At 29.7% G+C, this 24,252-nt stretch carries 36 protein-coding genes; 31 read left to right on the top strand and 5 right to left on the bottom strand.

Going from position 1 to position 24,252, the window contains the following annotated elements:
* The 28 genes from fusA to ACTTAW_RS05650 are packed head-to-tail and all read left to right on the top strand — an operon-like array spanning window position 1 to window position 15,940.
* Window positions 1-2,079 carry an elongation factor G gene (gene fusA, locus ACTTAW_RS05785; RefSeq protein ID WP_440651487.1) on the top strand — a complete coding sequence of 693 codons (2,079 nt, stop codon included), beginning with the start codon at window positions 1-3 and terminating at the stop codon, window positions 2,077-2,079.
* Window positions 2,079-2,387: a 30S ribosomal protein S10 gene (rpsJ, locus tag ACTTAW_RS05780; RefSeq protein ID WP_023853699.1), complete on the top strand. Its 309-nt coding sequence runs from the start codon at window positions 2,079-2,081 to the stop codon at window positions 2,385-2,387. Before fusA ends, rpsJ begins: the two co-directional genes overlap by 1 nt.
* Window positions 2,388-2,389: 2 nt before the next feature.
* On the top strand, window positions 2,390-3,100 hold the full coding sequence (rplC, locus tag ACTTAW_RS05775; RefSeq protein ID WP_440651486.1) for a 50S ribosomal protein L3: 711 nt from the start codon (window positions 2,390-2,392) through the stop codon (window positions 3,098-3,100).
* A complete protein-coding gene (gene rplD, locus ACTTAW_RS05770) occupies window positions 3,100-3,723 on the top strand; it encodes a 50S ribosomal protein L4 (protein ID WP_262589100.1) in 624 nt (207 codons plus the stop codon). Before rplC ends, rplD begins: the two co-directional genes overlap by 1 nt.
* 1 nt (window position 3,724) lies before the next feature.
* A complete protein-coding gene (rplW, locus tag ACTTAW_RS05765) occupies window positions 3,725-4,018 on the top strand; it encodes a 50S ribosomal protein L23 (RefSeq protein ID WP_262589101.1) in 294 nt (97 codons plus the stop codon).
* A 3-nt stretch (window positions 4,019-4,021) separates the two neighbouring features.
* Window positions 4,022-4,861 (top strand): 50S ribosomal protein L2, encoded by an 840-nt coding sequence (gene rplB, locus ACTTAW_RS05760; protein ID WP_075506807.1) that lies wholly within the window; start codon window positions 4,022-4,024, stop codon window positions 4,859-4,861.
* Window positions 4,861-5,151: a 30S ribosomal protein S19 gene (rpsS, locus tag ACTTAW_RS05755; protein ID WP_075506806.1), complete on the top strand. Its 291-nt coding sequence runs from the start codon at window positions 4,861-4,863 to the stop codon at window positions 5,149-5,151. Before rplB ends, rpsS begins: the two co-directional genes overlap by 1 nt.
* 2 nt (window positions 5,152-5,153) lie before the next feature.
* Window positions 5,154-5,552 (top strand): 50S ribosomal protein L22, encoded by a 399-nt coding sequence (gene rplV / locus ACTTAW_RS05750; RefSeq protein WP_440651485.1) that lies wholly within the window; start codon window positions 5,154-5,156, stop codon window positions 5,550-5,552.
* Window positions 5,536-6,216, top strand: coding sequence for a 30S ribosomal protein S3 (gene rpsC, locus ACTTAW_RS05745; RefSeq protein ID WP_440651484.1), 681 nt, complete (start codon window positions 5,536-5,538; stop codon window positions 6,214-6,216). Before rplV ends, rpsC begins: the two co-directional genes overlap by 17 nt.
* A complete protein-coding gene (gene rplP, locus ACTTAW_RS05740; RefSeq protein WP_075506803.1) occupies window positions 6,216-6,626 on the top strand; it encodes a 50S ribosomal protein L16 in 411 nt (136 codons plus the stop codon). Before rpsC ends, rplP begins: the two co-directional genes overlap by 1 nt.
* Window positions 6,627-6,818: a 50S ribosomal protein L29 gene (gene rpmC, locus ACTTAW_RS05735; RefSeq protein WP_075506802.1), complete on the top strand. Its 192-nt coding sequence runs from the start codon at window positions 6,627-6,629 to the stop codon at window positions 6,816-6,818. It begins immediately after the preceding gene.
* The gene (gene rpsQ, locus ACTTAW_RS05730) at window positions 6,811-7,047 is read left to right on the top strand and encodes a 30S ribosomal protein S17 (protein ID WP_428080011.1); all 237 of its coding nucleotides are present in this window, start codon (window positions 6,811-6,813) and stop codon (window positions 7,045-7,047) included. Before rpmC ends, rpsQ begins: the two co-directional genes overlap by 8 nt.
* Window positions 7,047-7,415: a 50S ribosomal protein L14 gene (rplN, locus tag ACTTAW_RS05725; protein ID WP_440651483.1), complete on the top strand. Its 369-nt coding sequence runs from the start codon at window positions 7,047-7,049 to the stop codon at window positions 7,413-7,415. Before rpsQ ends, rplN begins: the two co-directional genes overlap by 1 nt.
* 1 nt (window position 7,416) lies before the next feature.
* Window positions 7,417-7,662: a 50S ribosomal protein L24 gene (gene rplX, locus ACTTAW_RS05720; protein WP_440651482.1), complete on the top strand. Its 246-nt coding sequence runs from the start codon at window positions 7,417-7,419 to the stop codon at window positions 7,660-7,662.
* Window positions 7,662-8,216: a 50S ribosomal protein L5 gene (rplE, locus tag ACTTAW_RS05715; protein ID WP_262589106.1), complete on the top strand. Its 555-nt coding sequence runs from the start codon at window positions 7,662-7,664 to the stop codon at window positions 8,214-8,216. The genes rplX and rplE overlap by 1 nt, the downstream gene beginning before the upstream one ends.
* Window positions 8,217-8,218: 2 nt before the next feature.
* Window positions 8,219-8,524, top strand: a complete 306-nt coding sequence (gene rpsN / locus ACTTAW_RS05710; protein ID WP_075506797.1) for a 30S ribosomal protein S14 — start codon at window positions 8,219-8,221, stop codon at window positions 8,522-8,524.
* A gap of 11 nt (window positions 8,525-8,535) precedes the next feature.
* Entirely contained in the window at window positions 8,536-8,931 is a 396-nt protein-coding gene (gene rpsH / locus ACTTAW_RS05705) for a 30S ribosomal protein S8 (protein WP_428080012.1), read from the top strand.
* Entirely contained in the window at window positions 8,931-9,470 is a 540-nt protein-coding gene (rplF, locus tag ACTTAW_RS05700; protein ID WP_262589108.1) for a 50S ribosomal protein L6, read from the top strand. The genes rpsH and rplF overlap by 1 nt, the downstream gene beginning before the upstream one ends.
* Window positions 9,470-9,826: a 50S ribosomal protein L18 gene (gene rplR, locus ACTTAW_RS05695; protein ID WP_262589109.1), complete on the top strand. Its 357-nt coding sequence runs from the start codon at window positions 9,470-9,472 to the stop codon at window positions 9,824-9,826. Before rplF ends, rplR begins: the two co-directional genes overlap by 1 nt.
* A gap of 2 nt (window positions 9,827-9,828) precedes the next feature.
* Complete coding sequence (rpsE, locus tag ACTTAW_RS05690; RefSeq protein WP_075506793.1) at window positions 9,829-10,344, top strand: 30S ribosomal protein S5; 516 nt, start codon at window positions 9,829-9,831, stop codon at window positions 10,342-10,344.
* The gene (gene rplO, locus ACTTAW_RS05685; protein ID WP_440651481.1) at window positions 10,344-10,796 is read left to right on the top strand and encodes a 50S ribosomal protein L15; all 453 of its coding nucleotides are present in this window, start codon (window positions 10,344-10,346) and stop codon (window positions 10,794-10,796) included. The genes rpsE and rplO overlap by 1 nt, the downstream gene beginning before the upstream one ends.
* A 9-nt stretch (window positions 10,797-10,805) precedes the next feature.
* Window positions 10,806-12,086, top strand: a complete 1,281-nt coding sequence (gene secY, locus ACTTAW_RS05680) for a preprotein translocase subunit SecY (protein ID WP_075506791.1) — start codon at window positions 10,806-10,808, stop codon at window positions 12,084-12,086.
* Window positions 12,087-12,650 carry an adenylate kinase gene (locus ACTTAW_RS05675; RefSeq protein WP_440648593.1) on the top strand — a complete coding sequence of 188 codons (564 nt, stop codon included), beginning with the start codon at window positions 12,087-12,089 and terminating at the stop codon, window positions 12,648-12,650.
* 55 nt (window positions 12,651-12,705) lie between these two features.
* Entirely contained in the window at window positions 12,706-13,089 is a 384-nt protein-coding gene (gene rpsM / locus ACTTAW_RS05670) for a 30S ribosomal protein S13 (protein WP_075506789.1), read from the top strand.
* A 2-nt stretch (window positions 13,090-13,091) separates the two neighbouring features.
* Window positions 13,092-13,541: a 30S ribosomal protein S11 gene (rpsK, locus tag ACTTAW_RS05665; RefSeq protein ID WP_075506788.1), complete on the top strand. Its 450-nt coding sequence runs from the start codon at window positions 13,092-13,094 to the stop codon at window positions 13,539-13,541.
* Window positions 13,541-14,569, top strand: a complete 1,029-nt coding sequence (locus ACTTAW_RS05660) for a DNA-directed RNA polymerase subunit alpha (RefSeq protein WP_075506787.1) — start codon at window positions 13,541-13,543, stop codon at window positions 14,567-14,569. Before rpsK ends, ACTTAW_RS05660 begins: the two co-directional genes overlap by 1 nt.
* A complete protein-coding gene (rplQ, locus tag ACTTAW_RS05655; RefSeq protein ID WP_440651480.1) occupies window positions 14,569-15,012 on the top strand; it encodes a 50S ribosomal protein L17 in 444 nt (147 codons plus the stop codon). Before ACTTAW_RS05660 ends, rplQ begins: the two co-directional genes overlap by 1 nt.
* 10 nt (window positions 15,013-15,022) lie before the next feature.
* Window positions 15,023-15,940, top strand: a complete 918-nt coding sequence (locus ACTTAW_RS05650) for an RluA family pseudouridine synthase (RefSeq protein WP_440651479.1) — start codon at window positions 15,023-15,025, stop codon at window positions 15,938-15,940.
* Here the strand turns inward: ACTTAW_RS05650 and lipB are convergent.
* Window positions 15,918-16,535: a lipoyl(octanoyl) transferase LipB gene (gene lipB, locus ACTTAW_RS05645; RefSeq protein ID WP_440651478.1), complete on the bottom strand. Its 618-nt coding sequence runs from the start codon at window positions 16,533-16,535 to the stop codon at window positions 15,918-15,920. The genes ACTTAW_RS05650 and lipB overlap by 23 nt on opposite strands.
* Window positions 16,536-16,596: 61 nt before the next feature.
* On the opposite strand from lipB, the gene mgtE reads away from it, so the two are divergent.
* Window positions 16,597-17,970 carry a magnesium transporter gene (mgtE, locus tag ACTTAW_RS05640; protein ID WP_440651477.1) on the top strand — a complete coding sequence of 458 codons (1,374 nt, stop codon included), beginning with the start codon at window positions 16,597-16,599 and terminating at the stop codon, window positions 17,968-17,970.
* On the opposite strand, the gene panC is transcribed toward mgtE, so the two are convergent.
* A complete protein-coding gene (panC, locus tag ACTTAW_RS05635) occupies window positions 17,967-18,812 on the bottom strand; it encodes a pantoate--beta-alanine ligase (protein WP_440651476.1) in 846 nt (281 codons plus the stop codon). The genes mgtE and panC overlap by 4 nt on opposite strands.
* 4 nt (window positions 18,813-18,816) lie before the next feature.
* Between panC and ACTTAW_RS05630 the strand changes: the two genes are divergently transcribed.
* Together ACTTAW_RS05630 and ACTTAW_RS05625 are read left to right on the top strand one after the other, a co-directional pair.
* Complete coding sequence (locus tag ACTTAW_RS05630) at window positions 18,817-19,632, top strand: sugar phosphate nucleotidyltransferase (RefSeq protein ID WP_440651475.1); 816 nt, start codon at window positions 18,817-18,819, stop codon at window positions 19,630-19,632.
* Window positions 19,629-20,927 carry a UDP-glucose dehydrogenase family protein gene (locus tag ACTTAW_RS05625; RefSeq protein ID WP_440651474.1) on the top strand — a complete coding sequence of 433 codons (1,299 nt, stop codon included), beginning with the start codon at window positions 19,629-19,631 and terminating at the stop codon, window positions 20,925-20,927. The genes ACTTAW_RS05630 and ACTTAW_RS05625 overlap by 4 nt, the downstream gene beginning before the upstream one ends.
* Before the next feature lies 1 nt (window position 20,928).
* Here the strand turns inward: ACTTAW_RS05625 and ACTTAW_RS05620 are convergent, their stop codons facing one another.
* Genes ACTTAW_RS05620 through topA form a run of 3 tightly spaced genes read right to left on the bottom strand, consistent with a single transcriptional unit; the run spans window position 20,929 to window position 24,222 of the window.
* Complete coding sequence (locus tag ACTTAW_RS05620) at window positions 20,929-21,390, bottom strand: RidA family protein (RefSeq protein ID WP_440651473.1); 462 nt, start codon at window positions 21,388-21,390, stop codon at window positions 20,929-20,931.
* Between the two features lies 1 nt (window position 21,391).
* Complete coding sequence (locus tag ACTTAW_RS05615; protein ID WP_440651472.1) at window positions 21,392-21,640, bottom strand: hypothetical protein; 249 nt, start codon at window positions 21,638-21,640, stop codon at window positions 21,392-21,394.
* Window positions 21,640-24,222: a type I DNA topoisomerase gene (topA, locus tag ACTTAW_RS05610; protein ID WP_440651471.1), complete on the bottom strand. Its 2,583-nt coding sequence runs from the start codon at window positions 24,220-24,222 to the stop codon at window positions 21,640-21,642. Before topA ends, ACTTAW_RS05615 begins: the two co-directional genes overlap by 1 nt.
* Window positions 24,223-24,252: the final 30 nt, after the last annotated feature.

The following is a 24,252-nucleotide window of genomic DNA, read 5'->3' as shown; positions in this document are numbered from 1 at the left end:
ATGGCTAGAACTCATGCATTAGATAAATATAGAAACATTGGGATCATGGCCCACATAGATGCTGGTAAAACAACTACAACAGAAAGAATTTTATATTATACAGGAAAAAGTCATAAAATTGGTGAAGTACATGATGGTGCTGCAACAATGGATTGGATGGAGCAAGAACAAGAAAGAGGTATCACAATTACTTCTGCAGCAACAACCTGTTTCTGGAATGACCACAGAGTTAACATAATTGATACTCCAGGCCACGTAGATTTTACAATTGAAGTAGAAAGATCTTTAAAAGTTTTAGATGGTGCTGTGGCTGTATTTGATGGAGTTGCTGGTGTAGAGCCTCAATCTGAGACAGTATGGAGACAAGCAGACAAATATAAAGTTCCAAGAATTTGTTTTGTAAATAAACTTGATAGAACTGGTGCAGATTTCTTTAGATGTGTTGACATGATCAGAGATAGATTGGGTGCTAAACCATTAGTTTTACAAGTACCTATTGGAATTGAAGCTTCTTTAACTGGTGTTGTTGATCTTGTTAAAATGAAAGCTCAAGTATGGAAAAATGAAGCATTAGGCGCAGAGTGGGAATATAAAGATATACCTGATGATTTAAAAGAAATTTCAGAAAAATACAGAACTGAATTAATTGAGTCTGCAGTTGAGCAAGACGAAAAATTAATGGAAGCGTATTTAAATGGAGATGAAATTAAAGAGGAAGATTTAGTTAAATGTATTAGAAAAGGAACTTTAAATTTTAGCTTTGTGCCTGTTTTAACTGGCTCAGCTTTTAAAAATAAAGGTGTCCAACCTTTATTAGATGCAGTTATTAATTACCTTCCAAGTCCAGTGGATATTGGATCTATTAAAGGAACAAAACTTGGTTCTGATGATGAGATTGAAATGAAATTCGAAGATGGATCATCTTTTTCAGGATTAGCATTTAAAGTAGCAAATGACCCATTTGTTGGTTCATTAACATTTGTTAGGATTTATTCTGGTACAATTAAATCTGGTACAGCTGTGTACAATTCTTCATCAGATAAAGAAGAAAGAGTTGGTCGTATGCTTTTAATGCATGCAAACTCTAGAGAAGATATTAAAGAAGCAAATGCAGGTGATATTGTTTCTTTGGCAGGCTTAAAAAATACTATGACAGGACACACTTTGTGTGACAAAGAAAATCCTGTTTTATTAGAGCCAATGGAATTCCCTGAACCAGTAATTGAAATTGCTGTTGAGCCTAAAACAAAAGGTGACCAAGAAAAAATGGGTGAAGCTTTAGCAAGATTAGCTAAAGAAGATCCATCATTTAGAGTATCATCTGACGAGGAATCTGGTCAAACAATCATCAAAGGTATGGGTGAGTTACACTTAGATATTATTGTTGATCGTATGAAAAGAGAATTTAAAGTTGAAGCAAATGTTGGAGCTCCACAAGTTGCTTACAGGGAGACAATAGAAAAATCAGCTGAATTTGAATATATACATAAAAAACAAAGTGGTGGCGCTGGTCAATTCGCTAAAGTAAAATTATTTGTTGAACCTCAAGAACCAGGTAAGGGTAGAGAGGTTGAAAGTGCCATTAAAGGTGGAGCTATTCCAAAAGAATTTATCCCAGGTGTTGAAAAAGGCATTGAGACAGTTTCTGATAGTGGAATATTAGCAGGTTTTCCTATGATTGATTACAAAGTAACGATTGTTGATGGTTTGCATCATGATGTAGACTCAAGTGTTCTAGCATTTGAACTTGCCAGCAGAGCATGTTTTAAAGAAGCTTGCACTCAAGGTGGATTAAAGCTTTTAGAGCCCATTATGAGAGTGGAAGTTGTTACTCCAGAAGATTATATGGGTGATGTAATTGGTGATCTAAACAGTAGAAGAGGCCAAATTAGCACTCAAGAGCAAAGAGGTAATGCAACTGTAATCACGGCAATGGTTCCTTTAGCAAATATGTTTGGCTACATAAACAATCTAAGATCAATGTCTCAAGGAAGAGCGCAATATTCAATGTTCTTTGATCATTATTCTAAAGTTCCACAAAACGTTCAAGATGAAGTAACTAAAAAGGTAGCAGGTTAATGGAAAAACAAAATATTAGAATTAAACTAAGAGCATACGATAATAAAGTTTTGGATGCTTCTACCGAAGAAATAGTTAATACAGTTAAAAGAACTGGAGCTACTATAAAAGGTCCAATTCCACTTCCTACTAGAATTGAAAGATATACAGTTTTAAGATCTCCACACATTGATAAAAAAAGTAGAGAGCAATTTGAGTCTAGAACTCACAAAAGATTAATAGATATTATAGAACCAACACCACAAACAGTAGAAGCTTTAATGAAATTAGACTTAGCTTCAGGTGTAGATGTGGAGATAAAAATTTAATTATGAGCGAGATAGCTTTATTAGGTAAGAAAATTGGCATGACTAGAGAGTTTTATAAATCTGGTCAATTAGTGCCTGTTACAGTTCTTAAAGTTGAAAAAGCTAGAGTTATTCAAGTAATTGAGAAAGAAAAAAGAGGTTATAAAGCTGTTCAACTTGGGTATGGAAAAATAAAAAATTCAAAATTAACAAAAGCAATGAAAGGTGTTTTTGCAAAGAAAAACACTGAAGCTAAGAAAAAATTAAAAGAATTTAGAGTGAACGATACTTCTGCTTATAAAGAAGGAAATGAATTTGGTTTAGAAATTTTCAAAGATATTAAATTTGTAGACACAAGATCAAAAACAATTGGTAAAGGTTTTGCTGGTGCTATGAAGAGACATAACTTTGGTGGCTTAAGAGCCAGTCACGGTGTTTCTATTTCTCATAGAGCTCATGGTTCAACAGGACACAGTCAAGATCCTGGTAAAGTTTTTAAAGGAAAAAAAATGGCTGGTCATATGGGTGATAAGCTAAGAACAATGCAAAATATCGAAATAATAAAAACAGATTTAGAAAATGATCTACTTTATTTAAAAGGATCTATTCCAGGATCAAAAAATGCTGAAGTGATGGTTAAAAGATCAGTTAAAAATATAAATAAAATGACAATCAGTGAAAAATTAGCTGCTGCTGAGGAAGCAAAAAAAACACCAGATAAGAAGAAAAAATAATGAAATTAGATAAAATTAGCATAGACGGAAAAAAAGATACTATTGAAGTGTTAGATAAAATATTTTCTGCAAAGATTAATCAAAAGTTAGTTGCTAGTGTTTTGTACAAAACAAACGCTAACTACAAAGGTAGACACGCTAAGACTAAACAACAAAATGAGGTAAAAGGTCCGACATCAAAAATTTATGCACAAAAAGGAACTGGAGGAGCAAGGCACGCTAGTAGAAAAGCTCCTATTTTTGTTGGTGGTGGTATAGCTCATGGTCCAAAAGGTGAATTAGCTTACAAAAAAAGAAAGTTAAATAAAAATGAAAAGAAACAAAGTGTTGCTTCTTTAATTACCGAAAAAAATAATAATAAGAACTTATTAATTTTAAATGATTTTAATTCTGAAATTAAAAAAACAAAAGAAATGAATTCAATAATTAATAAACTAGAGATTTCTAATTCATTAATTATTCTTGATAAAAATTCAAAAGATAAGATAGAAAAATCTGTGAGAAATATTCCAAACGTAAAAGTTACTGACGTAAATCATTTTAGCGCGTACGATATTATAAAATTTAAGAAAGTAGTTTTTACTGAAAGTTCAGTAAAAGAATTGGAGAAAAGGTATTCTTAATATGGATAAAATTCATTTATACGACAAAATTCTTTTCCCAGTTGTTACTGAAAAATCAACAAACCTATCAGAATTGAATAAAATTACTTTCAAGGTTCCTGACGGTGCTAATAAAAAAAACCTTAAAAAAAATATTGAAAAAATTTTTAAAGTTAATGTCACTAAAATTAACATCATCAATAAACAAAATAGAACTAAACTCACTAGAGGTAAAAAAGTGAAAGTTTCAGGATACAAAAAAGCAATCATAACTCTAAAAAAAGGTCAAAGCATTGATCTAACAACAGGAATTTAAGAAATGGCATTAAAAACTTTTAAACCATACACAAAATCTACTAGAGGTACTATTTTAGTAGATAGAACAGGGCTATGGAAAGGCAAACCTTTTAAAACTCTTGTTTCCCCAAAAAATGCTATGAAGGGTAGAAATAATAATGGACACATCACTTCAATTAACAGAGCGGGTGGTCATAAGAAAATGTATAGACATGTTGATTTTTATAGAAAAAAATTTGACATGGAGGCTACTGTTGAAAGAATAGAATACGATCCGAATAGATCTTGCTACATCATGTTGGTTAAATTTGAGGATGGAACACATTCGTATTTTTTAGCTCCTCAAAAAATTAAAGTTGGAGATAAGATTGAGAGTGGATCAAAAAAAGAAATTAAAATTGGAAATTGCATGCCGCTACAAGATATACCTGTTGGTATCAATATTCATAACGTTGAAATTCAACCAGGTGGTGGAGGTAAAATAGCTAGAGCAGCTGGTTCTTCAGTTACGATTAGTGGATTAGATGGAAATTATAGTTTAATTAAATTAGCATCAGGGGAAGTACGTAAAATAGACTCAAGGGCTTTAGCTACTATTGGAATATTAAGTAATCCTGATCAAAAAAATATTAAAATTGGTAAAGCTGGTAGATCAAGATGGTTGGGAAGAAGACCTCATACTAGAGGTGTTGTTAAAAACCCAGTAGATCACCCACATGGTGGTGGTGAAGGTAAGTCAGCTGGAGGAAGACATCCTGTATCTCCAACAGGACAATCGGCAAAAGGTTTAAAAACTAGAGATAATAAGAGAACAGATAAATTTATAGTGAAGAGAAGAAATAAAAGGAAGGATACTAAGTAATGGCTAGAGCTGTATGGAAAGGACCATTTGTTGAAGAAAGCTTGATGAAAAAAGTAGACAAGTACAAAGATGATCCGAAGAAAATTCCAATTAAAACATGGTCTAGAAAGTCTACTATTCTTCCAGATTTTGTAGGGGTAGCTTTTCAAATATATAACGGTAAGAAATTTATACCAATAACAGTTTCAGAGGATATGGTGGGTCATAAATTAGGTGAGTTTGCTCCAACAAGAACTTTTTTTGGACACACACCAGCCGATAAGAAAGCTAAACCAGCAGAGAAAAAATAATTATGGGTAAGAAAAAGAAAATTGATAAAAACAACGATAAGATTGTAAAGTCTATAAACAATGGAATTAGATCTAGCGTAAGAAAGATTAATCCAATTCTAAAAAGTATTGTTGGTAAAAAGGTCGATGTAGCTATTAGAGATCTACAGTTTTCGGAAAAAAGAGTTACCAGAGATATTAGAAAAACAATTAGCTCAGCTGTTGCAAACGCTGAAAATAACTTTCAATATGATATTGACAATTTAATTGTCAAAGAAGCGTATTGTGGAAAAAAAATTGTTATGAAAAGATTTAGACCAAGAGCAAAAGGTAGAGCGGCACCAATTTTAAAACCTTGGTCAACAGTTACTATAATTTTATCAGAGGCAAAACAAATGGAGAAACATGGGACAAAAGGTTAATCCTGTAGGTTTTAGATTAGGTGTAAACAGAGGTTGGGACTCTGTTTGGTATGCTAAGAAAAAAGATTTTGGCAACTATCTAATTGAAGATTTTAAAATAAGAGAATACATAAAGAAAAATGTAATTAATTCAGGTGTATCTAAAGTGATGATTGAGAGAACATCAAACAAATGTTACGTTACAATATACACATCTAGACCTGGATTTGTAATTGGTAAAAAAGGTAGTGACATTGATAAAATTAAAAATAACTTATCAAAATTTACTACAAATGAAGTAAACTTAAATATCAAAGAGGTTAAAAAACCTGAAACAAATGCATATTTAGTTGCTGAAAACATTGCACAACAGTTAGTAAAAAGAATTTCATACAGAAGAGCCATGAAAAGAGCCATGCAATCATGTATCAGACTAGGTGCAAAAGGGATTAAAGTTTCAGTAAGTGGAAGATTAGGTGGTAATGAGATCGCTAGAACCGAATGGTTAAGAGATGGTAGTATACCATCACACACTTTAAGAGCAGATATAGATTATGCAGAAGCGGAAGCTCTTACAACATATGGAATTATTGGAATTAAGGTTTGGATCTATAAAGGTGAAGTTTTTGCAAGAGAATTTAGCCAGGAAACAAACAAAGTCACTCCAAAGGAAGGTAAAAAATAATGCTTCAGCCAGTAAGAACTAAATGGAGAAAAGCTCATAAAGGAAGAATTCATGGTAATGCTACTAGAGCAAGTACTATTAATTACGGTGCATATGCCTTGAAGGCATTACAGCCTGAAAGAGTTACTGGAAAACAAATTGAAGCTGCTAGGGTTGCTTTAACTAGACACATGAAAAGACAAGGAAGAGTATGGACAAGAGTTTTTCCAAATATTCCAGTTTCTAAAAAACCAATAGAAGTTAGAATGGGTAAAGGAAAAGGATCACCAGAATATTTTGCTTGTAGAGTAAAACCTGGAAGAATTTTATTTGAAGTTGATGGTGTTTCTGAACAAATTGCCAAAGAGGCACTTTATAAAGCTTCAGCAAAGTTACCAATAAAAACAAAGACAATAAAGAGATTTGCATAAATGAAAAAACAAGAGATTAAAAAATTAAGCAAAGATGAAGTTATCAAAAATATTGATAAGCTTAAAAAAGACTTATTTAATTTTCGATTTCAAAAAATGAATTCTCAAATAACTAATCCTGCAAAAATTGGAGAAACAAGAAAAACAATTGCAAGATTGAAAACAATTTTAAAAGGAAAATCAAATGCCTAAAAAAATATTAACAGGAGTGGTGATAAGCGACAAACCTAATAAAACAATTACAGTTATGGTAGAGAGAAAATATTCACACCCTGTATTAAAAAAAGTCATTAGAGTCAGAAAAAATTACAATGCTCATGATGAAAATAATACATTTAAAACAGGTGATAAAGTTTCAATTATTGAAAGCAAACCATTTTCAAAAAATAAAAAGTTTCAAGTTATGGAGAATAATAAATAATGATTGGTGTACAGACAGAATTACAAGTTGCTGACAACACAGGTGCAAAAAAAATAGAGTGCATCAAAGTATTGGGTGGATCTAAGAGAAGATATGCCAGCATTGGAGATACAATTGTAATTGCTGTGAAAGAGGCTATCCCTAAGGGCAAAGTAAAGAAAGGAACCGTTCATAAAGCTGTAGTAGTAAGAGTTAAAAAAGGAATTCATAGAAACGATGGTTCAAAAGTAAAATTTGATAATAATGCAGCAGTATTAGTTGACGATAAGGGTGAACCAGTTGGTACTAGGATATTTGGTCCTGTAACTAGAGAATTAAGAAGTAGAGGGCAAATGAAAATAATTTCACTAGCGCCGGAGGTTTTATAAGATGATTAAAAAAGGTCTAAAAGTAAGAGTGCTAACTGGAAAAGACAAAAAAAAAGAAGGTGAAGTTATCGAAATCGACAGAGCGAATAATAGAGCCAAAATAAAAGAAATTAATATGGTTAAAAAACACGTTAAAACAACAAAAGAGAAAAAAGGTGGTATTTTTTCAAAAGAAGGTTTTATTCATTTATCAAATTTAAAATTAATAGATGAAAAAGCAGAAAAGAAAAAAGAGGCTAAGAAATAATGACTCCAAGATTAAAAGAAATTTTTAATAAAGAAATACAACCAGCTTTAAAAGACCAATTTGGCTTCAAAAATATTTACATGGCACCAAGAATTGAAAAAATTGTTTTAAATATGGGTCTTGGTTTAGATGGTTCAGACTCTAAAATTCTTAAATCGTGTGAAGAGGATATGGCTAAGATAACAGGCCAAAAACCTGTAACTACAAAGTTCAAAAAATCTGTAGCTAATTTTAAGACAAGAAAAGGATCTAATGCAGGCTTAAAAGTAACTTTAAGAAAAAACAAAATGTATGAATTTTTAGATAGATTAGTAAATATTGCTCTTCCAAGAATTAAAGATTTTAGAGGATTATCACCGAAAGGGTTTGATAAATTCGGAAATTATACTTTTGGCATAAAGGAACATATCATATTTCCTGAAGTTAGTTTTGATAGAGCTGATAAAGTTAGAGGCTTAGATATCGTTATTGTTATAAAAGCAATTAACAAAGAGCACAGCTTTGCATTATTAGAAAAAATGAATTTTCCATTTATTAAAAAAGGAGACAATTAAAAATGGCTAAACTTAGTGCTGTAAATAAAAACAAAAAAAGAATTAAACTTTCAGACAAAATGTTCAAGAAAAGACAAAATTTGAAAAAAATAATAATGGATAAAAAACTTCCATTAGAGGAAAGATTTAAGGCACAGCAGAAATTATCAAAATTGCCAAGAAATTCAGCTAAAACAAGAGTGATGAATAGATGTGAAATAACAGGTAGACCACATGGTGTTTATAGAAAATTAAAAATATCAAGAATTGCTCTTAGACAATTAGGATTACAAGGAAAAATACCTGGCTTAGTTAAGTCGAGCTGGTAGGAAGGAAAATTATGAGTTTAAGTGACCCAATAGGAGATATGATAGCTAGAGTTAAGAATGCTCAAGCGAGAAATCATAAAAAAGTAGATCTGCCATCATCAAACTTTAAATCAAAAATTGCCGATATACTTAAAAATGAAGGTTTTATAAAAGATTTTAAAATCAGTTCAGAGGATAATAAACCAACATTGTCTTTAGAACTTAAATATCACTCTGGTAACCCAGTTATCAGTGCATTTGAAAGAGTTTCTAAACCAGGAAGAAGAATTTTTTCTAGTGCCGAAGGTTTACCTAAAATTAATAACGGTCTTGGTATTGCAATAGTTTCTACACCTAAAGGTGTAATGACTGATATTGACGCCAGAAAACAACGTGTTGGTGGCGAAATTATTTGTAAGGTATTTTAATGTCTAAAATTGGAAAAATAAATATATCAATCCCTGAAAAAGTTAAAGTGGCTTTAGCTGGTAATATTATAAATATAGAAGGGCCACTAGGAAAAAAATCAATAAATATTGACTTAGATATGTTTAATTTGGATATTAAAGAAGGAAAAGAGATTTCGATTAAACCAAAAAAAATTGACCAAAATTCTAAACGACTTTGGGGTATGAACAGAAGTTTAATTAATAATGCTGTAATTGGTTCAAGTACTGGCTACGAAAAAGTGCTGGAACTTGTAGGTGTTGGATATAGAGCGGCATTAAAAGGAAATCAGCTAAATTTACAATTAGGCTATAGTCATGATATTGATTTTGATATTCCAGAAGGAATTAAAATTGCTGTAGAAAAACAAACTACACTTAAGATCACTGGATCTGACAAACAATTAGTTGGTGAAGTTGCATCAAAAATTAAAACATTTAGAAAAATTGAGCCATATAAGGGTAAAGGTGTTAGGGAAAAAGGCCAATATGTTCTTAAAAAAGAAGGTAAGAAAAAATAATGAAACTAAACACTAGTATTAGAAAAAGATTTAGAGTTAGCAACAAAGTAAAAAAAGTTGCTCCAAAAGATAGATTTAGATTAAGTATTTCAAGATCTGCTAAAAATATTTCGGCTCAAATCATTGATGATACAAAAAAAGTAACTTTGTTATCAGCTTCATCCATTGAGAAAGATTTAAAATCATCAGATAAAATTAACAAAACAGAGCTTTCAAAATTAGTTGCCCAAAAGCTTGCAAAAAAAGCTCAGGAAAAAAATATTACAAAAATTTATTTTGATAGAGGATCTTATAAATATCATGGTAGAATTAAAGCATTTGCAGACACGTTAAGAGAAAATGGGATGGAATTTTAATTATGGAAAATAACAAAGACAAAAAAACAGACGATATTTTAGAAAAGTTAGTTCATATCAACAGAATTACAAAAGTTGTAAAAGGTGGAAGAAGATTTGGTTTTTCAGCTCTTGTAGTGGTAGGGAATCAGGCTGGAAAAATTGGAATAGCACACGCTAAAGCAAAACAAGTTCCAGATGCAATTAAAAAAGCTAATGAAATGGCGAGAAGAAAATTAACACATATACCTTTGAGAGAGGGAAGAACAATTCATCATGATGTGAAAGCTAAAGATGGCTCTGGTAGAATAGTTTTAAGAGCAGCATCAAAAGGTACAGGTATTATTGCAGGTGGTCCAGTTAGAGCAGTATGCGAGGTATTGGGTGTAAAAGATATTGTTGCTAAATCAATGGGCACATCAAATGCACACAATGTCATTAGAGCAACTATGAAAGCTTTAATGAAACAAAATTCACCAAAACAAATTTCAGCAATAAGAAATAAAAAAATATCAGAAATTATTGAAAAAAGAGGGTAATGATTACATTAAATTCAAGACAGAAAATTAATAAACCTAAAATTAGAGTAGGAAGAGGTATAGGATCAGGAAAAGGTAAAACATCTGGCAGAGGTGTTAAAGGCCAAAAATCTAGATCTGGTGTAGCAATAAAAAGTTTTGAGGGTGGTCAAATGCCCTTATACAGAAGACTACCCAAAAGAGGTTTTAATCCAATTTCAAGAGAAAATATTGCAATTTTAAACTTAGAAAAAATTCAGTCTTATATTGATAAAAAAAATATTAATCCAAATGAAGTACTAAATTCTTCATCTTTAAAAAAATTAAAATTAATTAACAAAAACTCTACAAAATTAAAAATACTAGGCACTGGAGAGTTAAAGGATAAAATTAATATTGAGGCTGACTTAGCATCAAAATCAGCAATAGAAAAACTAGAAAAAATTGGTGGATCTATTCAATTGAAAAAATAATTTGTTTAAATGAGCGCATCATCTTCAACAAATGATCTAAGAAATAGAATAATTTTTACCATAGCAATTCTTGCTGTGTATAGATTTGGTACATTCGTTCCTTTACCAGGTATTGATCCAGAACAATTAAAAATCATGATGGATGGTAATCAAAAAGGGTTACTAGGTATGTTTAATGTTTTTGCTGGAGGTGCTGTCAGTAGAATGGCAATTTTCGCTCTTGGTATAATGCCATACATATCATCGGCTATTATAGTTCAGTTGTTAACAGGGGTTTCAGATTATTTTAAGAATTTAAAAGCTCAGGGAGAAACTGGCAGAGCAAAGATTACCCAAATTACAAGATATGGAACAGTTTTACTTGCTACAGTTCAAGGTTATGGTTTATCAGTAGGTTTAGAGTCTTCTGCAGATTTAGTAATTAATCCAGGAGCATTTTTTAAAATTACAACAGTAACAACCATTGTTGCCGGTACAATTTTTCTTATGTGGCTAGGAGAACAAATCACTCAAAGAGGAATTGGAAATGGAATTTCTTTAATTATTTTTGCAGGTATCGTTGCTGAAATACCTAGAGCTTTAGTTACAACTTTTGAATTAGGTAGAACAGGTGCCGTATCAACTTTCATGATCTTAGCAATTTTTGTTCTTTTAATATTAACTATTTTATTTGTTGTTTTTATGGAGAGAGCTTTAAGAAAAATTCTTATCAATTATCCTAAAAGACAAATGGGAAACAAAATGTACGGTGGAGAGTCTTCTCATTTGCCACTGAAAATTAATCAAGCAGGAGTAATACCAGCAATTTTTGCCTCTGCTTTATTATTGTTACCAGTTACTTTTTCTAATTTTTCTTTTTCGAACAATGAAACTTTTCTAAATTTAAGTTCTTATTTCACTCAAGGTCAGCCTTTGTACATGTTGCTATATGCATCTGGTATAATATTTTTCACATTTTTCTATACTTCAATTACATTTAACCCAACTGAAACTGCAGAAAACTTAAGAAAATATGGTGGCTTTGTACCAGGAATTAGACCTGGTGAGAGTACAGCATTATATATTGAAAATATTTTAACTAAACTTACTACAATAGGTGCTCTATATTTGACACTTGTATGTTTAATGCCAGAATTTTTAATAGCTAATTACCCAATTCCCTTTTATTTGGGCGGTGCATCTATTCTTATTGTTGTTGTTGTAGCCATTGATACTGTAACTCAAATTCAAACAAGATTAATGAGCTCTCAATACGAACAATTAATTAAGAAAACTAAATTTGGAAAGTAAGTGAATATAGTTTTGTTTGGACCGCCTGGTGCTGGTAAAGGTACTCAAGCTAAATATTTAGTAAAGAAATTAAATTCCTTTCAAATCTCAACTGGTGAACTTTTAAGAGAAGAAATATATAAAAATTCAGACATTGGTAAGACAATAACTAATGACATGAAAAATGGTAAATTTGTAAGTGATGAAATTGTAAATAAACTTATTGAAAATTTAGTTTCTGACCCTCAAAAAAAAAACAGATTAATATTTGATGGATACCCTAGATCTTTGAGCCAAGCAAAAAATTTAGATATCTTACTCGAGGCATCAAATCAAAAAATAGATTTAATTTTGTATCTTAAAGTTGATAAAGATACAGTGGTAAAAAGACTAGAGAAAAGAAAAATTATTGAAAATAGATCAGACGATGAAACAAGTACTATTCTAAAACGTTTTGATACATACATGAACACAACAGAGCCAGTGCTTAATTACTACTCAGAGAATCCTAAATTTAAGGAAATTGATGGAAGCTTAGAAATAGACGAAATAACAAGGAAAATAGACACTTTTATAAATGTTTAAGACGTTGACTTTGATTAATCTTCTTATATAAAAGGCACAATTTATCACAAAAATTATGGCTCGTATCGCAGGTATAAACATTCCACAAAATAAACTTGTCCACATTGGACTGACATATATTTATGGAATTGGAGATAAATTCTCACAACAAATTTGTTCTTCTCTAGAAATTCCAAGAGCCAAAAGAGTGAATGAGTTAACTGATGATGAAATTTTAAAAATAAGAGAATACATCGATCAAAATTTTAAAGTCGAAGGAGATCTTAGAAGAGATTATTCTTTAAGTATTAAAAGATTGATAGATCTCGCATGTTATAGAGGAACAAGACATAGAAAAAAATTACCTGTAAGAGGTCAAAGAACAAGATGTAATGCAAGAACAAGAAAAGGAAAAGCAATCGCTATTGCAGGGAAGAAATTAACACCAACTAAAAAATAATAATGGCAAAAACAGAAAAAACTGACAATAAAGATCAGAAGGTAGAAAAATCTTCTAAAAAAAGTGCAAAGAGCTCCTATTCAAAAAAGAAAAAGATAAAAAAGAATATTTTAAATGGAATTGCTTATGTGCAGTCAACATTTAATAACACAATAATTTCAATTGCTGATACAAATGGAAATGTAATATCCTGGGCATCTGCTGGACAGAAAGGATTTAAAGGATCAAGAAAATCTACACCTTATGCAGCTCAAATAGCAGCGGACTCCGCAGCATCAAAAGCATTAGAGTATGGAATGAAAACTTTATCTGTTGAAGTAAAAGGGCCTGGCTCAGGAAGAGAAACAGCATTAAGAGCTTTACAAGCAAGAGGTTTTAAAATTTTGTCAATTAAAGACACAACACCGATGCCTCATAACGGAACTAGACCACCAAAAAAAAGGAGAGTTTAATGGAAGTAGAAAACGTTAATGTTAAAAATTGGAAATCTTTGATTAAACCATCTAAATTAGATGTTCAAATTAGTGATGACTTAACACATGCTAAGATTATAGCTGAGCCTTTAGAAAAAGGTTACGGATTAACTTTAGGAAACTCCTTAAGAAGAATTTTGCTTTCTTCAATCAGAGGAGCTGCAGTTACTTCGATACAAATAGATGGTGTTCTACATGAATTTACATCAATTAAAGGTGTAAGAGAAGATGTAACGGACATAGTATTAAATGTTAAATCACTAGCTTTAAAATGTAATTCTGAAGGTACAAAAAAATTAGTTTTAGACGCAAAAGGTCCGGGTGAAATAAAAGCTTCAGACATTGCTCCTGTGACGGATGTAGAAATATTAAATCCTGAGTTAGTAATTTGTAACTTAGATGAAAACACTACTTTTCACATGGAAATGAATGTAAACACTGGAAAAGGTTATGTTCCAGCTGAGCTAAATAAACCAGAGGAGCCACCACTAGGTTTAATTGCCATTGACTCTTTGTATAGTCCTGTAAAAAAAGTTTCTTATTCTGTTAGCACAGCAAGAGAAGGTAAGGCTCTTGATTATGATAAATTAACAATGGAAGTAGAGACTAACGGTTCAATTTCTGCAGAAGATGCCGTTGCGTATTCTGCTAGGATTTTTCAAGACCAGTTGAAAATGTTTGTTAATTTTGATGAGCCAGTTGAAGCTCCAGTAAAAGAAGTTTCATCTGAACCTGAGTTTAATAAGAATTTATTAAGAAAAGTTGATGAATTAGAGCTATCAGTTAGATCAATGAACTGCTTAAAAAATGACAACATAATTTATATTGGTGATTTGGTTCAAAAATCTGAGGGTGAAATGTTAAGAACACCAAATTTTGGAAGAAAATCTTTAAATGAGATTAAAGAAGTTTTAACTGGAATGTCTCTGTATTTAGGTATGGAAATACCAAACTGGCCACCAGATAATATTGCAGAAATGTCTAAAAAATTAGAGGAAGCAATATAATGAGACACGGCTTAGCCAACAAAAAGTTAAATAGAACTTCTGAGCATAGAAAGGCTCTGTTAAAGAATATGTTAAATTCTTTAATAAAATATGAACAGATTAAAACTACATTGCCAAAAGCAAAGTTTTTAAGACCTCAAGCTGATAAAATTATTACTTTAGGTAAAAAAGATACATTGCAAACAACTAAGATGCTTGTGTCTCAACTGCAGGATATTAAATCAGCTAATAAAGTAAAAAAAACCCTTTCTAAAAGGTATTCAAATAGAAAAGGTGGCTACACTAGAATTATTAAAGCGGGTTTCAGATATGGTGATAATGCTCCAATGGCAATTATAGAATTTGTAGATAGAGATATTGAAGCAAAAAGAGTAGATAAGAAGAAAAAAGATACGTCAAAAGAAGCTCCAAAAACAGAAGAAAATAAACAATCTACAGCTTAAATCCTAAGTCATGAACAAGTCATACATCGTTGATTCAACGTGTAATGATATGCGTATTGATAGATGGATGAGATTAAATATTGGAAAAATACCTCAAGGTTTAATTGAAAAATATCTTAGGACAGGAAAAATTAAAATTAACAAAAAAAAAGTTAAAAGTTCTCACAAAATAAAAAAAGGAGATCAGATAAATATATTTAATATTGAATTTAAAGAAAGAGTAGAACAAAAAAAAATAAAATTTTTACCAACTAAAGAAATAATAAAATCAAACGAAGATCAAATTATTGATGATAATGATAATTTTGTTGTATTAAATAAAGCAGCAGGAATATCAGTACAAGGTGGTACAAAATCTAAAAAAAACTTAGTTGATATTTTTGCAAAGAGTGAAATTTTTAAAGGAACAAAACCTTATTCTGTTCATAGATTAGACAAAGATACATCTGGCGTATTTATAATGGCAAAAAATAGAGAGAGTGCGCAGCTACTAACATCATTATTCAGATTAAGAAAAGTACATAAAACTTATCTTGCCATATGCCAAGGAGAAATTAATAAAAACACAGGTGTTTGGGATGATGACTTAATAAGATATGATGGTGATAAAAAGTTAGTAGAAAAAGCAAAAACTATATTCAAAGTAATAGATAAAAATTCTGAAGCATCTTTATTAGAGTTAAAACCAATAACTGGAAGAAAACATCAGTTACGTAAACAACTTTTTGCAGTTGGTAATCCTATATTTGGAGATACGAAATATAAACTATCTAAGTCAGATAAAGGTATAAATAAAAATCTTATGCTGCACTCATATCAAATTAAATTTAAAATAAATGATATGAAGCATACTTATTCAGCTTTATTGCCAGAATATTTCAAAAAGTTGTTAAAATCAAAAAGACTTAGTTTTTCAAATTTGAAATAAAATTTTCAATAATTTCATTATTCAAGTTAGAATAATCTTGATTTAAAATTTTTTTTAAATTTGTAACACCTTTATCGGAAATTCCACAAGGTATTATTTTTTTATAATTTTCTAAGTTGTTATCAACATTTATTGCAAATCCGTGATATGCAATCCATTTTCTCACTCTAATACCTATAGCAGCAATTTTTTGAGTTTCATTTTTGTTTTTATACCATATTCCAATATTTTCTTTATCAGGAAACGTTTCAACATTATATTTTTTTAAACTTTGAATAATTGTATTTTCAATAGTTGTAATAAATTTTCTAATGTCTTTTTTTTCTCTTAGATCAATAACAAAATAACAAATTAATTGACCAGGACCATGATACGTAATTTTTCCACCTCTGTTTGTTTTTAATAGATCAATTGATTTATCAATTATTTCATTTTCTTTATATGATGTACCTGCAGTAAAAATTTCAGGATGTTCTAAAATCCAAATTAATTCTTTTTCTTTATTAGCTGCAATATTTTTTAATCTAGACTCTAATAGATCAATTGCCTCAAAATAATTTACCGGTTTTATTGACTTTTTGATCTCTATATCCATTTAAAATTTGTAATATTTTAATTATGTATTAATAGTGCACAACTAAATTATAGATACATTTATGTCTTTAATTAAAAAAACTAAAGATAAAAAAGTAAATTTTGAATTCAATAAAGAATATTTGAGAGTTGTTACCTCTAAAATAGCTGACAATGATGCAAAATTTATTAACGATTCATTCAATGAAATGCACCCTGCTGATGCTGCAGACATAATTGAACACTTAAGTATAAGCGATAGAGAAAGTTTAATTAAACTAAATAATTTTAATATTGATGCAGAGGTTTTTGTAGAATTAAATGAGTCTATACAAACTGAAATAATTAAATATTTATCTTCAGATTCAATTGTAACTATTCTTACCAATTTAGAGTCAGATGACGCTATTTCGATTTTAGAAAATGTACCTGAGGAAGACAAGAACACTATATTAAGCTCATTACCACCTAAAGACAGATTTGCTTTGTTAGAAAGTTTAAGCTATCCAGAAGATACTGCTGCTAGATTAATGCAGCGTGAATTAACAGCTATACCAAGCAACTGGTCTGTAGGTCAAACAATTGACTATTTAAGAGAAAATAAAGATCTGCCTGAAGAATTTTTGGAAATTTTTATTGTTAATGAAGAATTTAAACCTATTGGAACAGTTCCATCATCAAGAGTACTTACTTCACCAAGAGATACAAAAATGGCAAGCATCATGTCAGAATCTCAACTATTAGTGCCTGTTGATATGGACAAAGAAGAGGTGGCCAATCTATTTGAAAATTACAATCTAAATTCAGCAGCCGTAGTAGATAAAAATAATAAATTGGTAGGAATGATTATGAACGATGATGTTCTTACAGTCCTAAAAGAAGAGGCTGAAGAAGATGCATTAAGACTTGCAGGTGTAGGTGATGAGGAAATTACTGATGGTGTTGTTACAAAAACTAAAAGAAGATTTAATTGGCTTTTATTGAATTTATTTACAGCCTTTTTGGCAACTTGGTGTATTAGTTTGTTTGGAGCAACTATAGAGCAAATGGTTGTCCTTGCTTTCCTGATGCCAATTGTTGCTTCAATGGGTGGAAATGCAGGAATGCAAACATTAGCTGTTACAGTCAGAACAATTGCTACAAATGATTTAACTCAAAATAATTTTTCATCAAATGTTTTTAAAGAATTTTCAATTGGTATATTAAATGGAATTATATTTGCTGCCATAAGTGCTTTAATAGTTCAAATTTGGTTTCAAGATAGTGTTCTTTCAATAATCATTTCAATATCAATGGTACTTACGATGATTATAGCTGGACTGTTTGGTATACTTGTTCCTTTTACTTTAAAAAAAATGAATATTGATCCCGCAATTGCATCGAGTGTTTTTGTTACCACCATTACTGATGTTATAGGTTTTGTCTCATTTTTAGGTGTTGGGGCTTACTTTCTTTAAAAATTATCAATCAATCTTACGTTATCAATATAATACGCAACAAATAAACGTGAGCCTTTAACAGTATTAGATATTTTAAGATTTTTAATTGATCTTAATTCTAAGTATTCAATATTAATTTTTAAAAATTTCTCAAAATATTTCATTTGAATTCTTAAATTTTGTTTTATTTTTTTACTATTTTCTAAATTTTTTTTTAATTTAATTAGACTTTTACTTAAAACACTTGCTTTTTTAATTCCATTTAAATCCAAATGATTATTTCTTGAAGACAACGCTATTTTGTTTTTATTTCTAATAGTTTTGCATGGAATAATAGAAGTTTTATATTTATTTTTTAGATAATTTTTTATTAAGAAATATTGTTGATAATCTTTTTTACCCATAAATATTTTTTTTGGATTTACTAAATTAGTTAGTCTTCCCATTACATCTAGTACACCCTCAAAATGACCTTCTCTATATTTGGCACATAAAACTTTATCTTTTTTTGTGATTTTTATGTTTGATTTTTTACTATTATTGTAAATATCTTTGAATTTTGGGATGTATAAGAAATCAACTTTTTTAGTTTTTTTTAAAATTTTAATATCTTCTTTAATATTAGTGGGATAATTCTTGAAATCTTTTTTGTTGTTAAATTGTTTGGGGTTAACAAAAATACTTACTATTGTCTTTTTGCAAGTTCGATTTGATCTATCTATAAGTGATAAATGACCTTCATGAATACTTCCCATTGTTGGAACAAAGCCAATATTATTAAAAGGCCTTAAAGATTTAAATAATGAATTATTATTTAATATAATTTTCATTTGTATTAAAATTCTAGATAAGTAAAACATTTATATGATTAAACAAGCAATTATTCCTTTAGCAGGTCAAGGAACTAGGCTTTTGCCTTTAACAAGTGTTTTTGCAAAAGAACTTCTTCCAATAAATGGAAAGCCTGGAATTGAATATATTTTAGATGAGTGCATTGAAGCTGGGATTAAAGAAGTTGTCTTTATCATATCAAATAAAAAAAAGATGATTAAAAATTATTTCTACAGTGACGCTTTTTATAAAAAAATTATAAAAAAGAAAAAAGATTCTAGAATAATTGCTGAATATAAAAAAATATTAAAATATAAAAAATTAATAAAGTTTGTATATCAAAATACACCTAATGGAACGGGTGATGCTGTATTTAAAACAAGAAAATATATAAAGGATAAATATTTTTTAATGTTATTACCAGATGATTTAATAATAAAAAAAAATTGTTCTAAAGATATGATTAAAGTTCATCATAAACATAAAGCATCCGTGATGGCTAGCATGAAGGTTAATTCCAAAACAGTTTCAAGATGGGGTATCTATAGTTTAAATAAAAAAATTTCAAAAAATGATTATTTCATTGATGGTGTGGTAGAAAAACCTGACGTTAAAAAAGCTCCTTCAAACAAAGCTGTTATAGGAAGGTACATTCTTCCTAAAACTATATTTAAAAAACTAGCTAAGCAAAAACCTGCTAATGGTGGTGAAATACATATAACAGATGCCATTCAAACTTTAATTAAAGAAGGCGAAAAATTTATTGCTCATAATTTTTTAGGAAACTATTTAGACTGTGGGACAATGCAAGGATTTATTAATTCAAATAAAGAAATAGGAAAACTATGAAACTTTGCATGATAGGAACTGGTTATGTTGGTTTGGTAAGTGGTGTCTGTTTTTCTGATGTTGGTAATATCGTTTACTGTGTAGATAAAGATAAAAAAAAAATAGAAGAATTGAATAAAGGTAATGTTCCTATCTATGAGCCTGGTTTAGAGGAAATTTTAAAAAAAAATTACAAACAAAATCGCTTGAAATTTACTACAGATTTAAAAAAAGCAGTTTCAAGTTCTGATATAATTTTTATATGTGTTGGAACTCCAACTAAAAAAAATAGCAATTCAGCTGATTTAAAATATGTGTTTAGTGTTGCAAAAGAATTAAAAAAAATAATTAAAAGTTATAAAATTATAATAACCAAATCTACAGTTCCAGTTACTACTGGCGATAAAATTGAAAACATTTTAAAAAATTTAAAAAAAAGAAAATTAGTTGATGTCGTTTCTAATCCTGAGTTTTTAAGAGAAGGTGAAGCTATTAGAGACTTTGTCTACCCAGATAGAGTTATTATTGGAACTGATAGTAAAAAAGCTGATAAAATTTTAAAGACACTTTATATGCCTATAATAAAAAAAAATAGCAGATACTTTAATACTTCTCGTCGTGGTGCCGAATTAATTAAATATGCTTCAAACGCATTTTTAGCTACAAAAATTACATTTATTAATGAGATTGCAAACCTTTGTGAAAAAACGGGTATAGACGTTAAAGATATATCTCTTGGTATGGGCTCAGATGAGCGTATTGGAGATAGATTTTTGAGAGCAGGACCAGCTTATGGAGGATCATGTTTTCCAAAAGATACTAGAGCTTTAATTGATACAGGTAAAAAATTTAATACTGATTTGTCTATAGTTAAAACTGTAGTTTCATCGAATGATAAACGTAGATTTTCATCAATCAAAAGAGTTGAGAAAATATTAAATAATAAACTTTCAAATAAAGCAATTACATTTCTTGGTGTAACTTTTAAACCTAACACCGATGATATGAGAGAAGCTTCTAGTATACCAATGATTAATTATTTTAATAAAAAAAATTGTAAGATAAGATATTTTGATCCCTCGGGTGAAAAAAAAGAATTTAAAAATTTAAAAAATGTTAAATATTTTGATAAAATAAAACCTGCATGTTTGAATTCTGATTTAATAATTTTACATACCGAATGGAATGATTTTAAATTATTGAATTTTAGAAAATTAGTTAATAAGAAAAATTTTAAGGTTTATGATATGAGAAATATGTATTCTCCAACTAAAATGAAAAAATTGAATATCAATTATTTTGGTATCGGAAGATAGTTTAGTTTAATTCAAATATAGCATCAACTTCTACAGAAACTCCAAGAGGCAAACTATTAGTGCTTACTGCAGCTCTTGTATGCATACCAGCATCTCCAAATATTGAAGCAACTAAATCTGAAGCTCCATTTATTACTTTTGGTTGTTCAATGAAGTCATCAGTTGAATTAACAAATCCTGTTAATTTAATACATGATTTTATTTTAGATAAATCACCATCACAAGCAGCTTTTGCTTGAGCAACTAAGCTTAATCCACATCTTTTTGCTGCTTCGTATGCTTGATCTGTACTTAAATCTTTTCCAACTTTTCCTTTAATTAGTTCTCCATTTTCATTTATAGAAATTTGACCTGATATAAAAAGTAGATTACCAGTTTTTTTAGTCGCAACATATGAGCCAACAGGAGGTTTTGCTTCTGGTAAATTAATATTTAATTCTTTTATTTTTTTTTCAAAGTTCATTTTATTTCTCCGTGAATTCTTTGTGTGATTTGCTATTTTTAAATTTAATTAGTTTCTCTTTTAAATTTAATTTATTAAGTTTTTTCTTCCCTTCTTTATATTTTTCAGAAGTCTTATTTTTAATTAATTCAGCCGTACATTTTGTATATTCTTTGCTTAATTTATCAAATTTATTACAATCATCTGCTATAGATAAGTTAACATTAGTTATTGTCAAAATTAATAAATAAACAAATAATTTAATTTTCATTATTTTTTAGTTTTTTTCTTTTTTTTAGTTTTATCGTATTCTTTCCTTTTCTCAATAAGGATTAAAGCCTCTTCCATTGTAAGTTCTGTTGGATCTTTTTCTTCAGGAATTGTTGCATTTAAAGATTTATATTTAATATAAGGACCATATTGTCCCTTCATAACCCTAACTGGTTTTTTATCTTCCGGATGTTCTCCTAAATCCTTAATAATTGAAGAAGACATTCTGCCTGGTTTCGCTTCAGCAATGAGGGTAATTGCTCGATTTAATCCTATAGAGAAAATTTCTTCTACATTTTCTATTCTAGCAGATTTATTTTCACACTTAAGATAAGGACCAAATCTTCCAGTATTTAAAATAATTTCTTTTTGATTATCAGGGTTGACTCCAATTGATTTTGGTAGAGAGCATAAAAACTGAGCTTTTTCTAAATCTATACTTTCTAACTCCAAACCTTTTGGTATAGAAACATTTTTAATTAATTCATTAACATCTGTTTTAGATTTTTTGGTTTTTTTCTTTTTTTTAGTTTTTGTCTCTTCTAATTCTTCTTCCTTAAGTTTTTCATATTGAAGATAGGGACCAAATCTTCCATTTTTCAGATATATATCATTACCATTCTCATGTTTTCCTAAAAATTTAGGTTCCGCTAACTGCGATTGAGCTGCTGCTTTTGCCTTAGACAAGGGTCTAGTAAATTTACACTCTGGATAATTTGAACATCCAATAAAAGCTCCACCTCTAAAACTATTTTTAAGACTTAGTGAACCTGTATCACATAGCTGACACTTTCGGACAATATTTCCATCTTTATCAGTATCAAAAATTAAAGCTCCTAAACTTTCATTTAAAAGATCTAACACTTCTCTTGTTCTTTTCTCTTTAACCTCAGAAACATTATTATTAAAATCTTTCCAAAACATCTCTAAAACTTTTATCCAACTTTCTTTACCTGATGTAATTTCATCTAATTGATCCTCCAGACCTGCAGTAAAGTTATAATCAACATATTTAGAAAACAATTTTTCTAAAAATGCAGAGATGAGTTTGCCACGATCTGTGGGGAAAAACCTTTTATTTATTATTTCTGCATAACCTCGGTTAGCTATTGTGGAAATTATACTTGCGTAAGTAGAAGGTCTACCAATTCCCAATTCTTCTAATTTTTTGACTAAACTTGCCTCAGAATATCTTGGAGGTGGTTGTGTAAAATGTTGTTCATCTATTAATGCCTCAATATTAATTGGTCCTTTAGACATTTCTGGTAAAATTTCTTCATCATCATCTTTGCTTGTATTTGAGTAAACTTTTAAAAAACCATCAAATTTTAATACAGAGCCACTTGCCTTACATATTGTATGATTATCTTCTGACTCTATTGTTATGGTATTTCTGTCAAATTGGGCAACTTCCATTTGTGAGGATAAAGCTCTGGACCAAATTAAATTGTATAGTTTTTGTTGATCACTGCTTAAATATTTTTTTAGAGTGTCGGGCGCTCTATTTATATCTGTCGGTCTAATAGCCTCATGAGCTTCTTGTGCATTCTTAGCTTTTTTACCAGAATAATTATTTGCGGAAGCAGGTAAATATTCATTACCATACTCATTTTTAATAAAATTTCTAAAATCATTTACTGCATCAGCTGATAAATTAGTTCCATCTGTTCTCATATAAGTAATCAATCCCACAGTATCCCCATCAATCTCAACACCTTGATATAGTTTTTGTGCAATTTGCATTGTTCTTGAAGCTCCAAAACCTAATCTACTAGATGCTACTTGTTGTAATGTCGAAGTTGTAAATGGACCTGAGGGGTTTCTCTTTACAACTTTTGATGAAATATCTGTTATTTGAAATTTTTTCTCTTTTATTTCTTTGATTGCTTTTTCAATGCTATTCTTGTCTCTAAAAGTAAATTTTTCTATTTTGTTACCATTTAATTGTGAGATGCTCGCATTAATAGTATTTTTATTATCATCTCCAAATTTAAGAGTAAGTGTCCAAAATTCCTCTGGATTAAATAATTCTATTTCATGCTCTCTTTCAGTGATTAATTTTAAAGCTACAGACTGAACTCTTCCAGCTGATTTTGACCCAGGTAGTTTAGTCCAAAGTATTGGAGAAATATTAAAACCAACCAAGTAATCAAGAGCTCTTCTTGCCATGTATGCATCTACCAACAATGGTTCGATTTGCCGTGGATTTTCAATGCCATGAATTACTGCTTTTTTGGTTATTTCATTAAAAACAACTCTTTCAATTTCTTTATCTTTTAGAAGTTTTTTTTCATCAAGATACTCTTTAACATGCCAAGCTATAGCTTCACCTTCACGGTCAGGGTCAGTGGCAAGTATTATTTTAGAGGATTCTTTTGCAACATCAGTTATTTCTTTTAAATATTTTTTTGAAAAACTATCAACTTCCCATTCCATTTTAAAATTATGATCAGGATCAACAGATCCATTTTTCGATGGTAGATCTCTTATATGACCATAACTAGCTAAAACAGTATAATTATCACCAAGATATTTGTTGATGGTTTTAGCTTTTGCAGGACTTTCAACTATGACTAGATTCATAATTTAACAAACTACTTAAAAGTGTTTGAT

The sequence above is a fragment of the Candidatus Pelagibacter sp. HIMB1495 genome (assembly GCF_052047955.1).
In the GTDB taxonomy this organism is placed as follows: domain Bacteria; phylum Pseudomonadota; class Alphaproteobacteria; order Pelagibacterales; family Pelagibacteraceae; genus Pelagibacter.
This window is presented reverse-complemented; position numbering and strand designations above follow the sequence as displayed.

What these genes read in the sequence shown, in the direction of transcription:
- rpsM (WP_075506789.1), top strand. Translation starts at nt 12,706, where the DNA reads ATGGCTCGTATCGCAGGTATAAACATTCCACAAAATAAACTTGTCCAC.
- rplF (WP_262589108.1), top strand. Translation starts at nt 8,931, where the DNA reads ATGTCTAAAATTGGAAAAATAAATATATCAATCCCTGAAAAAGTTAAA.
- rplR (WP_262589109.1), top strand. Translation starts at nt 9,470, where the DNA reads ATGAAACTAAACACTAGTATTAGAAAAAGATTTAGAGTTAGCAACAAA.
- ACTTAW_RS05615 (WP_440651472.1), bottom strand. Translation starts at nt 21,640, where the DNA reads ATGAAAATTAAATTATTTGTTTATTTATTAATTTTGACAATAACTAAT.
- ACTTAW_RS05625 (WP_440651474.1), top strand. Translation starts at nt 19,629, where the DNA reads ATGAAACTTTGCATGATAGGAACTGGTTATGTTGGTTTGGTAAGTGGT.
- lipB (WP_440651478.1), bottom strand. Translation starts at nt 16,535, where the DNA reads ATGGATATAGAGATCAAAAAGTCAATAAAACCGGTAAATTATTTTGAG.
- rpsH (WP_428080012.1), top strand. Translation starts at nt 8,536, where the DNA reads ATGAGTTTAAGTGACCCAATAGGAGATATGATAGCTAGAGTTAAGAAT.
- rplO (WP_440651481.1), top strand. Translation starts at nt 10,344, where the DNA reads ATGATTACATTAAATTCAAGACAGAAAATTAATAAACCTAAAATTAGA.
- rplD (WP_262589100.1), top strand. Translation starts at nt 3,100, where the DNA reads ATGAAATTAGATAAAATTAGCATAGACGGAAAAAAAGATACTATTGAA.
- fusA (WP_440651487.1), top strand. Translation starts at nt 1, where the DNA reads ATGGCTAGAACTCATGCATTAGATAAATATAGAAACATTGGGATCATG.
- ACTTAW_RS05620 (WP_440651473.1), bottom strand. Translation starts at nt 21,390, where the DNA reads ATGAACTTTGAAAAAAAAATAAAAGAATTAAATATTAATTTACCAGAA.
- rpmC (WP_075506802.1), top strand. Translation starts at nt 6,627, where the DNA reads ATGAAAAAACAAGAGATTAAAAAATTAAGCAAAGATGAAGTTATCAAA.
- panC (WP_440651476.1), bottom strand. Translation starts at nt 18,812, where the DNA reads ATGTTTTACTTATCTAGAATTTTAATACAAATGAAAATTATATTAAAT.
- rpsE (WP_075506793.1), top strand. Translation starts at nt 9,829, where the DNA reads ATGGAAAATAACAAAGACAAAAAAACAGACGATATTTTAGAAAAGTTA.
- rplQ (WP_440651480.1), top strand. Translation starts at nt 14,569, where the DNA reads ATGAGACACGGCTTAGCCAACAAAAAGTTAAATAGAACTTCTGAGCAT.
- secY (WP_075506791.1), top strand. Translation starts at nt 10,806, where the DNA reads ATGAGCGCATCATCTTCAACAAATGATCTAAGAAATAGAATAATTTTT.
- rplW (WP_262589101.1), top strand. Translation starts at nt 3,725, where the DNA reads ATGGATAAAATTCATTTATACGACAAAATTCTTTTCCCAGTTGTTACT.
- ACTTAW_RS05660 (WP_075506787.1), top strand. Translation starts at nt 13,541, where the DNA reads ATGGAAGTAGAAAACGTTAATGTTAAAAATTGGAAATCTTTGATTAAA.
- rplB (WP_075506807.1), top strand. Translation starts at nt 4,022, where the DNA reads ATGGCATTAAAAACTTTTAAACCATACACAAAATCTACTAGAGGTACT.
- rplE (WP_262589106.1), top strand. Translation starts at nt 7,662, where the DNA reads ATGACTCCAAGATTAAAAGAAATTTTTAATAAAGAAATACAACCAGCT.
- mgtE (WP_440651477.1), top strand. Translation starts at nt 16,597, where the DNA reads ATGTCTTTAATTAAAAAAACTAAAGATAAAAAAGTAAATTTTGAATTC.
- rpsK (WP_075506788.1), top strand. Translation starts at nt 13,092, where the DNA reads ATGGCAAAAACAGAAAAAACTGACAATAAAGATCAGAAGGTAGAAAAA.
- topA (WP_440651471.1), bottom strand. Translation starts at nt 24,222, where the DNA reads ATGAATCTAGTCATAGTTGAAAGTCCTGCAAAAGCTAAAACCATCAAC.
- ACTTAW_RS05650 (WP_440651479.1), top strand. Translation starts at nt 15,023, where the DNA reads ATGAACAAGTCATACATCGTTGATTCAACGTGTAATGATATGCGTATT.
- rplN (WP_440651483.1), top strand. Translation starts at nt 7,047, where the DNA reads ATGATTGGTGTACAGACAGAATTACAAGTTGCTGACAACACAGGTGCA.
- rpsJ (WP_023853699.1), top strand. Translation starts at nt 2,079, where the DNA reads ATGGAAAAACAAAATATTAGAATTAAACTAAGAGCATACGATAATAAA.
- rplX (WP_440651482.1), top strand. Translation starts at nt 7,417, where the DNA reads ATGATTAAAAAAGGTCTAAAAGTAAGAGTGCTAACTGGAAAAGACAAA.
- ACTTAW_RS05630 (WP_440651475.1), top strand. Translation starts at nt 18,817, where the DNA reads ATGATTAAACAAGCAATTATTCCTTTAGCAGGTCAAGGAACTAGGCTT.
- rpsC (WP_440651484.1), top strand. Translation starts at nt 5,536, where the DNA reads ATGGGACAAAAGGTTAATCCTGTAGGTTTTAGATTAGGTGTAAACAGA.
- rpsQ (WP_428080011.1), top strand. Translation starts at nt 6,811, where the DNA reads ATGCCTAAAAAAATATTAACAGGAGTGGTGATAAGCGACAAACCTAAT.
- rplP (WP_075506803.1), top strand. Translation starts at nt 6,216, where the DNA reads ATGCTTCAGCCAGTAAGAACTAAATGGAGAAAAGCTCATAAAGGAAGA.
- rplC (WP_440651486.1), top strand. Translation starts at nt 2,390, where the DNA reads ATGAGCGAGATAGCTTTATTAGGTAAGAAAATTGGCATGACTAGAGAG.
- rpsN (WP_075506797.1), top strand. Translation starts at nt 8,219, where the DNA reads ATGGCTAAACTTAGTGCTGTAAATAAAAACAAAAAAAGAATTAAACTT.
- rplV (WP_440651485.1), top strand. Translation starts at nt 5,154, where the DNA reads ATGGGTAAGAAAAAGAAAATTGATAAAAACAACGATAAGATTGTAAAG.
- rpsS (WP_075506806.1), top strand. Translation starts at nt 4,861, where the DNA reads ATGGCTAGAGCTGTATGGAAAGGACCATTTGTTGAAGAAAGCTTGATG.